This window comes from Pseudomonas sp. KCJK8993 (assembly GCF_046230915.1).
In the GTDB taxonomy this organism is placed as follows: domain Bacteria; phylum Pseudomonadota; class Gammaproteobacteria; order Pseudomonadales; family Pseudomonadaceae; genus Aquipseudomonas; species Aquipseudomonas piscis.
The window spans coordinates 37595-49252 of sequence record NZ_JBJJLO010000024.1; the positions used below are offsets into that span (position 1 = coordinate 37595).

8 protein-coding genes are annotated in these 11658 nt (G+C 65.2%); all 8 read left to right on the plus strand.

Translation table 11 applies throughout. The annotated features are described in order from the left end of the window. Window positions 1-179: 179 nt before the first annotated feature. Window positions 180-773, plus strand: coding sequence for a transcriptional regulator BetI (gene betI, locus ACK6AU_RS10650; RefSeq protein WP_185697116.1), 594 nt, complete (start codon window positions 180-182; stop codon window positions 771-773). A 106-nt stretch (window positions 774-879) separates the two neighbouring features. After that, window positions 880-2352 carry a betaine-aldehyde dehydrogenase gene (gene betB / locus ACK6AU_RS10655; protein ID WP_409299228.1) on the plus strand — a complete coding sequence of 491 codons (1473 nt, stop codon included), beginning with the start codon at window positions 880-882 and terminating at the stop codon, window positions 2350-2352. A 143-nt stretch (window positions 2353-2495) separates the two neighbouring features. Beyond that, window positions 2496-4199: a choline dehydrogenase gene (betA, locus tag ACK6AU_RS10660; RefSeq protein WP_185697115.1), complete on the plus strand. Its 1704-nt coding sequence runs from the start codon at window positions 2496-2498 to the stop codon at window positions 4197-4199. Window positions 4200-4445: 246 nt separating this feature from the next. Further along, on the plus strand, window positions 4446-5888 hold the full coding sequence (locus tag ACK6AU_RS10665) for a TldD/PmbA family protein (RefSeq protein ID WP_185697114.1): 1443 nt from the start codon (window positions 4446-4448) through the stop codon (window positions 5886-5888). Beyond that, complete coding sequence (locus tag ACK6AU_RS10670; RefSeq protein ID WP_185697113.1) at window positions 5888-7225, plus strand: TldD/PmbA family protein; 1338 nt, start codon at window positions 5888-5890, stop codon at window positions 7223-7225. The genes ACK6AU_RS10665 and ACK6AU_RS10670 overlap by 1 nt, the downstream gene beginning before the upstream one ends. A gap of 74 nt (window positions 7226-7299) precedes the next feature. Continuing rightward, window positions 7300-8727 carry a multidrug transporter subunit MdtD gene (gene mdtD, locus ACK6AU_RS10675; protein ID WP_409299231.1) on the plus strand — a complete coding sequence of 476 codons (1428 nt, stop codon included), beginning with the start codon at window positions 7300-7302 and terminating at the stop codon, window positions 8725-8727. 118 nt (window positions 8728-8845) lie between these two features. After that, window positions 8846-10231: an ATP-dependent RNA helicase DbpA gene (gene dbpA / locus ACK6AU_RS10680; protein ID WP_409299233.1), complete on the plus strand. Its 1386-nt coding sequence runs from the start codon at window positions 8846-8848 to the stop codon at window positions 10229-10231. Between the two features lie 149 nt (window positions 10232-10380). Next, window positions 10381-11559, plus strand: coding sequence for an NAD(P)/FAD-dependent oxidoreductase (locus ACK6AU_RS10685; protein ID WP_185697110.1), 1179 nt, complete (start codon window positions 10381-10383; stop codon window positions 11557-11559). Window positions 11560-11658: the final 99 nt, after the last annotated feature.

Consider the following 11658-nt stretch of genomic DNA (forward strand, 5'->3'; position numbering starts at 1 on the left):
GTGCGGTCTTTTTCGGAGGTCGTTTTCCGCCATCCACATGCGGGAAGAATCCGTAGGCAGCGACGATTTGTCGCAGATCTTATTCTTTGTTGATTGAACGTTCAATCAAAACAAAATAGACTGGCCCGCAAGCCGACAGCCGTCATGCGTCTGCCGGCGGGCCTAAGGAGAGGTAGCAGATGCCCAAGGTCGGTATGCAACCCATACGCCGCCAGCAGTTGATCGAAGCCACGCTGCAAGCGGTCGACCAGGTCGGGATGGGGGACGCCAGCATTGCGCTGATCGCCCGTTTGGCCGGAGTGTCGAACGGCATCATCAGTCACTACTTTCGGGACAAGAACGGCCTGATCGCAGCGACGATGGGTTACATCATGAGCATGCTCAACGAAGGCGTCAGAGCACGTCGCCTGGCCCTGACGGACGACAGCCCGCGCGCTCATCTGAAGGTGATCATCGAGGGCAACTTCGATGCCAGCCAGGTGAACGGCCCGGCAATGAAAACCTGGTTGGCCTTCTGGGCTTCCAGCATGCACCAGCCCGATTTGCACAGGTTGCAGCGGATCAACGACCACCGCTTGTATTCCAACCTGTGTTGCCAGTTCCGCCGCGCCCTGCCGCTCTACCATGCGCGCAAGGCAGCCCGCGGCCTGGCGGCCTTGATCGACGGCTTGTGGCTGCGTGGCGCCCTGTCGGGTGATGCATTCGACACCGACCAGGCGATACGGATTGCTTACGAATACATGGATCTACAACTGGCTAAGCAGGAGCGCTAGAGCACAACCAAGACGCTCGGCCTCTGCATGCCACTGGTCAGCGTGCCCGAATCCAAGGACACGCCCGGTGGCCAAGCCCATAACTCAATGCACTTGCGAGGACACTATGGCCCGTTTTGAACTGCAAAAACTCTACATCGACGGCGGCTACACCGATGCCGGCAGCGACGCCACCTTCGATGCCATCAACCCGGCCAACGGTGAAGTTCTCGCACAAGTGCAACGTGCGACCAAGGAAGACGTGGAACGCGCCGTGGTCAGCGCCGAAAAAGGCCAGAAGATCTGGGCCGCCATGACCGCCATGGAGCGTTCGCGCATCCTGCGTCGCGCCGTGGACATCCTGCGTGAGCGCAACGACGAGCTGGCCGCCCTGGAAACCCTGGATACCGGCAAGGCCTACTCCGAGACCAAGTACGTCGACATCGTCACCGGCGCCGACGTGCTGGAATACTACGCAGGCCTGGTACCGGCCATCGAAGGCGAGCAGATCCCGCTGCGCGACACTTCCTTCGTCTACACCCGCCGCGAGCCACTGGGCGTGGTCGCCGGCATCGGTGCCTGGAACTATCCGATCCAGATCGCCCTGTGGAAATCCGCACCGGCCCTGGCCGCTGGCAACGCGATGATCTTCAAGCCGAGCGAAGTGACTTCGCTGACCACCCTGAAACTGGCCGAGATCTACACCGAGGCTGGCGTACCGGCTGGCGTGTTCAACGTCCTGACCGGCAGCGGTCGTGAAGTCGGCACCTGGCTGACCGAGCACCCGCGCATCGAGAAAGTCTCCTTCACCGGCGGCACCGACACCGGCAAGAAGGTCATGGCCAGCGCTTCGAGCTCCTCGCTCAAGGAAGTGACCATGGAACTGGGCGGCAAGTCGCCGCTGATCATCTGCGACGACGCCGACCTGGATCGCGCCGCCGACACCGCGATGATGGCCAACTTCTACAGCTCCGGCCAGGTTTGCACCAACGGCACCCGCGTGTTCGTACCCAGCCACCTGAAGGCCGCCTTCGAAGCCAAGATCGTCGAGCGCGTTGCCCGCATCCGCGTGGGCAACCCGGAAAACGAGAACACCAACTTCGGTCCGCTGGTGAGCTTCGCCCACATGGAGAACGTGCTGGGCTACATCGCCAAGGGCAAGGAAGAAGGTGCCCGCGTACTGTGCGGCGGCGAGCGCCTGACCGACGGCGAATTCGCCAAGGGCGCCTTCGTCGCTCCGACCGTGTTCACCGACTGCACCGACGACATGACCATCGTCCGTGAAGAAATCTTCGGCCCAGTGATGAGCATCCTCACCTACGAGACCGAAGAAGAAGTGATCCGCCGTGCCAACGACACCGACTTCGGCCTGGCCGCCGGTATCGTCACCCGCGACCTGAACCGCGCCCACCGCATCATCCACCAGCTCGAAGCCGGTATCTGCTGGATCAACGCCTGGGGCGAGTCCGACGCCAAGATGCCAGTCGGCGGCTACAAGCAGTCGGGCGTGGGCCGCGAGAACGGCATCAGCTCGCTGAACAACTTCACCCGCATCAAGTCGGTGCAGGTCGAGCTGGGCGACTACAGCTCAGTATTCTGAGCAGCGGCAAGTAGCTAGCTATCAGCGGCAAGCCAAGGCATTAGCACGGCTTGCCGCCTGCCCCTCATTCAATGCCAAGCCCGCTTCGCTGCCTTCTCTTGCAGCTTGAAGCTTGAGGCTTGCAGCTCTCCACGGAGGCTCCAATGTCCCAAGAATTCGACTACATCATCGTTGGTGCCGGCTCTGCCGGTAACACCCTGGCGACCCGTCTGACCGAAGACGAAGGCGTCACCGTCCTGCTGCTGGAAGCCGGCGGCCCGGACTATCGTTTCGACTTCCGTACCCAGATGCCTGCGGCCCTGGCGTTCCCCCTGCAAGGCCGCCGCTACAATTGGGCCTATGAGACCGATCCAGAGCCACACATGAACGGCCGCCGCATGGAATGTGGCCGTGGCAAGGGCCTGGGCGGTTCCTCGCTGATCAACGGCATGTGCTACATCCGCGGCAACGCCATGGACTACGACGGCTGGGCCAAGCTGCCGGGCCTGGAAGACTGGAGCTACCTGGACTGCCTGCCGTACTTTCGCAAGGCCGAAACCCGCGACATCGGCCCTAACGACTACCACGGTGGCGAAGGCCCGGTACGGGTGACCACGCCCAAGGCTGGCAACAACCCGCTGTTCCACGCCATGGTCGAGGCCGGTGTACAAGCCGGTTATCCACGCACAGAAGACCTCAACGGCTACCAGCAGGAAGGCTTCGGTCCGATGGACCGCACCGTGACTCCCGAAGGCCGTCGCTCCAGCACCGCCCGCGGTTACCTGGACGTAGCCAAGAAGCGCTCCACCCTGACCATCGTCACCCACGCCCTGACCGACAAGGTCCTGTTCGAAGGCAAGCGCGCCGTAGGCGTGAGCTACCTGCAAGGCAGCACCGAGGAGCGCGTGGAAGCCCGTGCACGCAAGGAAGTCATCATCAGTTCCGGCGCCATCGCTTCGCCACAGCTGCTGCAACGCTCCGGCGTCGGCCCGCGCGCCCTGCTGGAAAGCCTGGACATCCCGGTGGTCCACGACCTGCCGGGCGTCGGCGAAAACCTGCAGGACCACCTGGAGCTGTACCTGCAATACGCGTGCACCCAGCCAGTCTCGCTGTACCCATCGCTGCTGTGGTGGAACCAGCCGGCCATCGGTGCGCAGTGGCTGTTCAAGGGCACCGGCATCGGCGCCAGCAACCAGTTCGAAGCCGGTGGTTTCATCCGTACTCGCGAAGAGTTCGAATGGCCGAACATCCAGTACCACTTCCTGCCGGTAGCCATTAACTACAACGGCTCCAACGGTGTGCAGGAACACGGCTTCCAGGCCCACATGGGCTCCATGCGTTCGCCAAGCCGCGGCCGGATCCAGGTCAAGTCCAAAGACCCGCGCCAGCACCCGAGCATCCTGTTCAACTACATGGCCACCGAGCAGGACTGGCAGGAATTCCGCGATGGCATCCGCCTGACCCGGGAAATCATGCAGCAGCCGGCACTGGACGCCTACCGCGGCCGCGAGATCAGCCCGGGCATCGAAGTGCAGACCGATGAACAGCTGGACAAATTCATCCGCGAGCACGCCGAGACCGCGTTCCACCCATCCTGCTCGTGCAAGATGGGCACCGACGACATGGCCGTGGTCGATGGCCAGGGTCGCGTGCACGGCATGCAGGGCCTGCGTGTGGTGGATGCCTCGATCATGCCGATCATCACCACCGGCAACCTCAACGCGCCGACGATCATGATGGCCGAGAAAATCGCCGACAAGATCCGTGGCCGCCAGCCGCTGCCGCGCAGCAAGGCTGCCTACTACGTGGCCGGCGATGCCCCGGTACGTGGCAAGCCGGTACGCGACGTAGCCGCGAACGCGCAGTAAGCATGATGGGCGCCGGCCGCAATGGCCGGCGCCATTCCCTTGGATTTCCCCGCCTTCTTCCCCCCCTTTCCATTGCACCCACCGCGTCCTTGATCGCAGCCGCGGGCAACGGCTACAGTCTGCCCATCCGCTGCATCCCCTGCGCTCCACGGACTTTATCCCGAGCCCTGCGCGACCTATACCTGTAGGAGCCGGCCCGCCGTCGATAAGACCCGCAAGCCCCTGCTCTTCACAAGGAGGTCATTCATGTTCGACTTTCACCCCCAGCTCAAGCAGCGCTTCGCTGCCTTGCGCACGGGCGCCGAGTTCTTTTCCCTGCGCTACGTGCGCGAATCCGACCGATACCTGTCGGTGCGCAAGAATGTCGCCGAGCCGCCCAGGCTGGGCCGCGACGAAGGCGCGATGCTGACCGTGCGAGTCGCCGGCGTGGAGGCCTATGCCGCCACCAACGACCTGTCGCCAGGCGGCCTGCAGGCGGCCCTGGACCGCGCCGAACGGCAAGCCCGGGTGATCGCCGCCCACGCCCTGCTGGACCTGCGCGAACAACCGGTCTCCAGCCACCGTGCCGATTACTTCTCGCCCAATCTCGAGCAGCCCTTCCCGTCCCTGAGCGATTGCTACCAGCTGCTGGGCGACGAATCGGCCTCGGTGCCCAAGGACGAGCGCCTGGTGAACTGGCAGGTAGGCATCGGCGTGACCCAGGTCGAGCAGATCTACCTCAACAGCGCCGGGGCCGAGTTGCGCCAGGCCCAGCGCTTCGTCTACCCGGGCCTGGACGTCACCGCCTACGACGGCAACGACAGCCAGACCCGCAGCCTGGGCCGGGAGAATTTCGGCCAGCAGGGCGCCGGCGACGTGATCAGCCGCTGCGGCCTGCTGGGGGCCGCCCCCCGGATCGCCGAGCAGGCCCTGCAACTGCTGCTGGCTCCCAACACGCCCCAAGGCCCGCGGGACCTGCTGCTGATGCCGGACCAGATGATGCTGCAGATCCACGAGTCCATCGGCCATCCCCTGGAGCTGGACCGCATCCTTGGCGATGAGCGCAACTACGCCGGCACCAGCTTCGTCAAGCAGGCGGACTTCGGCCACCTGCAATACGGCTCGCGGCTGCTCAACGTGACCTTCGACCCGGACATCCCCGAGGAGCTGGCCAGCTATGGCCATGACGACGAAGGCACCGCCGCCAGCAAGCAGTTCCTGATCCGCGAAGGGTTGCTGGTACGCCCCCTGGGCGGCGCCCTGTCGCAGTACCGCAGCGGCCTGGACGGCGTTGCCAACAGCCGCGCCAGCAGCTGGAACCGCGCGCCCATCGACCGCATGGCCAACCTCAACATCGAGCCTGGCGAGCAGTCCCTGGAACAGCTGATCGGCGGGATCGAGCACGGCATCCTGATGTCCACCAACCGCTCCTGGTCCATCGACGACGCGCGCAACAAGTTCCAGTTCGGCTGCGAATGGGGCCAGTTGATCGAGAACGGCGAACTCAAGGGCGTGGTGAAGAACCCCAACTACCGGGGCATTTCCGCGCAGTTCTGGCGCAACCTCAGCGCCGTCGGCAACCGTGGCACCTTCCAGGTCCTGGGCACGCCCAACTGCGGCAAGGGCGAACCCAACCAGGTGATCCGCGTGGGCCACGCCTCGCCAGCCTGTGTATTCAGCAAGATCGACGTATTCGGAGGAGATGCCTGATGACCAGCGCGACCAATCAGGCCCAGCCGTTCAAGACGCTGGTGCAATGGCTCAAGGACGAGATCCGCGGGTCGGAACAATTCACCCTGAGCTACGCTGCCGAAGCCTCGGAGTTCATCCGCTTCAACCATGCCAAGGTACGCCAGGCCGGGCAGGTGCAGCAGGCCAGCCTGACCTTCAAGCTGATCGACGATGGCCGCCACGCCGACCTCGACATCACCCTGGCCAACGATCCCGAGGTGGACCGCCAGCGCCTGGCCGAGGGCCTGCAACAACTGCGTGAAACCCTGCCGCTGCTGCCGGCCGACCCTTACCTGATGCTCAACCACACCCACTGGCAGTCCCAGCATGAGCAAAGCCATCCGCTGCCAGGCAGCGAGCAGGTGGTGGAGGAAATCGGTCGCGCCGCCGCAGGCCTGGATCTGGTCGGCATCTATGCCGCTGGTCCCATCAGCCGTGGTTTCGCCAGCTCCAGCGGGGCCTTCGGCTGGCACCAGGCCAACAGCTTCAACTTCGACTTCAGCCTGTTCCACGCCAATGGCGAGGCGGTGAAGGCCAGCTACGCCGGACACGCCTGGAACAGCGACGCCTTCGCCCAGCGCTTCGACCAGGCCCGCCGGCAACTGGAGTTCCTCGGCCGGCCGTTGCGTACCCTGGCCCCCGGCCAATACCGCGCCTACCTGGCCCCCGCGGCCCTGGAGGAGATCATGGGCATGCTGGCCTGGGGCGGGTTCTCGGCCCAGTCCATCGCCAGCAAGCACAGCGCTCTGCAGAAACTCTATGCCGGTGATGCGAACCTGAGCCCGCTGGTCTCGGTGCGCGAGCAGGTCAGCGGCTCCCTGAGCCCGGCGTTTTCCGACGAAGGCTACCCGCGCAGCGACCTGGCGCTGATCGCCGGTGGCGCCGCCGAGGCGCGCCTGATCAACTCGCGCAGCGCCGCCGAATATGGCCTGACCGCCAACGGCGCCGGCAGCGGCGAATACCCCAGCGCCCTGGACATGGCCGCCGGCCAGTTGGCCCAGCAGGACATCCTCAGGCAATTGGGCACTGGGCTGTACATCAGCAACCTGTGGTACCTGAACTACTCGGACCTGCCTGCGGCGCGCCTGACCGGCATGACCCGCTTCGCCACCTTCTGGGTGGAAAACGGCGAGATCCAGGCGCCGGTGAGCACCATGCGCTTCGACGACAGCGTCTACAGCCTGCTGGGCTCGCAGCTCGAGGCGCTCACCGAGCAACGCGAGCTGTTGCTCTCGGCCAGCACCTACGGCCAGCGCCAGACCGCGTCGATGCATCTGCCCGGGGCACTGGTCAGCCGCCTGACGCTAACCTTGTAGAATCGGCCTAGAGTTGCAAGCCACAAGCTTGCAACTTGAAGCTTGCAACTTACCTCTGTCGTTGTTGAGGTCCCATGCCCGAACGTTCGCCACTCGATGCCACTACTATCCGCTGGCTGCCGTGGGTAGTGGCCATCGCCTTCTTCATGCAGTCCCTGGACGGCACCATCCTCAATACCGCGCTGCCGGCCATGGCCAGGGACCTGGCCGAAGACCCGTTGCGCATGCAGGGCGTGGTCATCGCCTACATGCTCACCGTGGCGCTGCTAATCCCGGCCTCGGGCTGGATCGCCGATCGCTTCGGCACCCGCAACATCTTCTTCGGCGCGATCTTGCTGTTCAGTGTCGGCTCGCTGCTGTGCGCCCTTTCCGAGTCCCTGGGCATGCTGGTGGCGGCCCGGGTGATCCAGGGCCTGGGCGGCGCGCTGATGCTGCCGGTGGGAAGGCTGGTGGTGCTGCGCGCCTACCCGCGTTCGGAACTGGTACGGATCATGGGCTTCATCACCATTCCCGGGCTGCTGGGTCCGCTGATCGGCCCGACCATGGGCGGCTGGATGGTGCAGTACCTGACCTGGCACTGGATCTTCCTGATCAACCTGCCGGTGGGCGCCATCGGCTGCTACGCGGTGTGGCGCTTCATCCCCGACCTGCGCGGCAGCGAGCGCACCCGCTTCGATGGCCTGGGCTTTCTGCTGTTCGGCGCGGCGATGGTGCTGATCACCATCGCCATGGAAGGCCTGGGCGAACTGCACCTGCCGCACTTGCGGGTGATGTTGCTGCTGTTCGCCGGCCTGGCATGCCTGGCGGCCTACTGGTTGCGTGCCGGGCATATCGCCGATCCGCTGTTCGCCCCGTCGCTGTTCAAGGTGCGGACCTTCGCCGTCGGCATCCTCGGCAACCTGTTCGCCCGCCTGGGCAGCGGCGCCCTGCCGTTCCTGGTGCCCTTGCTGCTGCAGGTGGCCCTGGGCTACTCGCCGTCCCAGGCCGGGATGAGCATGCTGCCCCTGGCGGCTGCGGCGATGCTGGCCAAGTCCATTGCCCGACCACTGATCGAGCGCCTGGGCTATCGCCTGGTGCTCACCGGCAACACCCTGGCCCTGGGCCTGATGCTGGCGAGCATGGGCCTGGTCAGCGAGCAGACGCCCTACCCGCTGCTGCTGGGCATGCTGGCGGTGCTGGGAGCGATCAACTCGCTGCAGTTCACGGCGATGAACACCGTGACCCTGATCGACCTCGACGATGCCGCCGCCAGCAGTGGCAACAGCCTGTTGTCGGTGGTGGCGCAACTGTCCCTGAGCCTGGGGGTGGCCTGCGCCGGGGCGCTGCTGGGCGGCTTCACCGCCTCCATGGACAGCGATGGCGGCGACACGGTGCTCGGTGCCTTCCAGCTGACCTTCCTCACCGTGGGCCTCATGGCCATGCTGGCGGCGGCGATCTTCCTCCAGCTGTCGCCCAGCGATGGCCGCAGGACGCGCAAGGTCCAGGAGCATATCGAGCACTGATTGACCATCCCCCTACCACATGAGCCTGGGAGGTCCTGGCTACTTTTCGTCCAGAAATTGCAGGAAGGGGGAGCGGGGCTGATACACTGCGCGACATTTTGTTTTGCAGGCCCGTCCCGTGACCACCATCGCCACCGCTTTTAATACCTTGCCCCTGTCCGCCGCCATGCTGGCCAACCTCGACTCCCTCGGGTATGCCCAGATGACGCCGATCCAGGCGCAAAGCTTGCCGGTGATCCTCAAGGGCCTGGACCTGATCGCCCAGGCCAAGACCGGCAGCGGCAAGACCGCGGCCTTCGGCATCGGCCTGCTCAACCCGATCAACCCGCGCTACTTCGGCTGCCAGGCCCTGGTGATGTGCCCGACCCGCGAGCTGGCCGACCAGGTCGCCAAGGAGCTGCGCCGCCTGGCCCGCGCCGAGGACAACATCAAGATCCTGAGCCTGTGCGGCGGCGTGCCCTTCGGCCCGCAGATCGCTTCGCTGGAGCATGGCGCCCACATCATCGTCGGCACCCCGGGGCGCATTTCCCAGCACCTGGACAAGGGCACGCTGAAACTCGACGGCCTCAACACCCTGGTACTCGACGAAGCCGACCGCATGCTCGACATGGGCTTTCATGATGCGATCGAGGCCATCATCGGCCAGACCCCGGCACGCCGGCAGACCCTGCTGTTCTCCGCCACCTACCCGGCGGGGATCAAGCAGTTGGCGGCCAAGTTCATGCGCGACCCGCAGCAGGTCAAGGTCGAGGCGCTGCACAGCGACAGCCAGATCGAGCAGCACTTCTACGAAATCGCCCCGCAGGATCGCATCGACGCAGTGGTCAAGGTACTCGACCATTTCCGCCCGCAGTCTTGCGTGGCCTTCTGCTTCACCAAGCAGCAGGTGCAGGAAACCGTCGACCACCTGACCGCCAAGGGCATGTCCGCCGCTGGCCTGCACGGTGACCTGGAGCAGCGCGATCGCGACCAGGTGCTGGCGATGTTCGCCAACCGCAGCATCTCGGTGCTGGTGGCCACCGACGTCGCCGCCCGGGGCCTGGATATCGACGCCCTGGACATGGTGATCAACGTCGAGCTGGCCCGGGACGCGGAAATCCATATCCACCGTGTTGGCCGTACCGGTCGCGCCGGCGAGAAAGGCCTGGCCGTCAGCCTGGTGTCGCCGTCCGAGGCCCACCGCGCCCAGGCCATCGAGGAACTGCAGAAGGCCCCGTTGAACTGGGAGCAGATCGATAGCCTGAAGAACCGCGGCGGCGGCCCGCTGCTGCCGGCCATGAGCACCCTGTGCATCGCGGCCGGGCGCAAGGACAAGGTGCGGCCGGGCGATATCCTCGGCGCCCTGACCGGCGAGGCCGGCATCCCCGGCGCCCAGGTCGGCAAGATCGCGATCTTCGACTTCCAGGCCTACGTGGCCGTGGAGCGTGGCATCGCCAAGCAGGCCCTGCAACGCCTCAACAGCGGCAAGATCAAGGGCCGTTCGCTGCGCGTACGGATTCTGTAACCCACCCCGTTCGATCTGTAGCCGCTGCCGTAGGCTGCGAACCTCTCCGAAGGAGGCGCCGCTCTTGAGGCCGTGAAGCCCCTGCGGGCTTGTCGCAGCCTTCGGCAGCGGCTACAGGTTTATTTGCCTGCACTCTCGAGGACACCGTTTTGCGCTCTACCGAAGTCGTGATCATCGGCGCCGGCGCCGCCGGCTTGATGTGCGCCCTGACCGCCGCCGGCCGTGGGCGCCAGGTGCTGTTGCTGGACCATGCCAACAAGGCCGGGAAGAAGATCCTGATGTCCGGTGGCGGACGCTGCAACTTCACCAACATGTACACCGAGCCGGCCAACTTCCTGTCGCAGAACCCACACTTCTGCAAGTCGGCCCTGGCCCGCTACACCCAGTGGGATTTCATCGGCCTGGTGGCCAAGCATGGCGTGCCCTACCACGAGAAGAAGCTCGGCCAGCTGTTTTGCGACAACAAGTCCAGCGATATCCTCGCCATGCTCCTGGCCGAATGCGAACAGGTCGGGGTCGAGCTGCGCCTGGACACCTCGATCCAGCAGATCGAGAAACTGGAGTCGGGCTACCTGCTGCAGACCACCCTGGGCCAGGTGCGGTGCCAGTCCCTGGTGATCGCCACCGGCGGCCTGTCGATCCCGACCCTGGGCGCCACCGGCTTCGGCTACCAGGTGGCCAGGCAGTTCGGCCATGAGCTGCTGCCGACCCGCGCCGGGCTGGTGCCCTTCACCATCACCGACCAGCTCAAGGAGCTGTGCAGCGAACTGTCCGGAACCTCGGTGGACTGCCTGGTGAGCTGCAACGGCCAGAGCTTTCGCGAGAACATCCTGTTCACCCACCGTGGCCTCAGCGGCCCGGCGATCCTGCAGATTTCCTCGTACTGGCAGCCTGGCGACAGCGTCCAGATCAACCTGCTGCCCGAGCACGACGCCCTGGGCTGGCTGCACCAGCAACAGGCCGAGCGCCCCAACAGCGAGCTCAAGACCCTGCTGGGGGAGATCTTCACCAAGAAGATGGCTGGCCTGCTGGCCGACCACTGGTTCATCTCAAAGCCGATGAAGCAGTACACCCCCGGCGAGCTGGCGGAGGTCGCCGACAAGCTCGGCAACTGGCAGCTGGTGCCGGCGGGCACCGAGGGCTACCGCACCGCCGAAGTGACCCTGGGCGGGGTCGACACCCGCGAAGTCTCATCCAAGACCATGGAATCGCTGAAGAGCCCGGGGCTGTATTTCATTGGCGAAGTGCTGGACGTCAGCGGCCACCTGGGCGGTTTCAACTTCCAGTGGGCCTGGGCCTCGGGCTACGCGGCGGCGCAGTACGTCTGATGCCTGAGCCGGCGCAGGGCGCCGGCAGGTGCGGAGCCACATCGTCGGGAACAGAATTTGCTGGCGGATGTGACGGCGGCATTGCGCCGTCGTCAATAC

Bases quoted from the DNA above. Each gene is read 5' to 3' on its own strand.
- betI (WP_185697116.1), top strand. From the start codon at position 180: ATGCCCAAGGTCGGTATGCAACCCATACGCCGCCAGCAGTTGATCGAA.
- betB (WP_409299228.1), top strand. From the start codon at position 880: ATGGCCCGTTTTGAACTGCAAAAACTCTACATCGACGGCGGCTACACC.
- betA (WP_185697115.1), top strand. From the start codon at position 2,496: ATGTCCCAAGAATTCGACTACATCATCGTTGGTGCCGGCTCTGCCGGT.
- ACK6AU_RS10665 (WP_185697114.1), top strand. From the start codon at position 4,446: ATGTTCGACTTTCACCCCCAGCTCAAGCAGCGCTTCGCTGCCTTGCGC.
- ACK6AU_RS10670 (WP_185697113.1), top strand. From the start codon at position 5,888: ATGACCAGCGCGACCAATCAGGCCCAGCCGTTCAAGACGCTGGTGCAA.
- mdtD (WP_409299231.1), top strand. From the start codon at position 7,300: ATGCCCGAACGTTCGCCACTCGATGCCACTACTATCCGCTGGCTGCCG.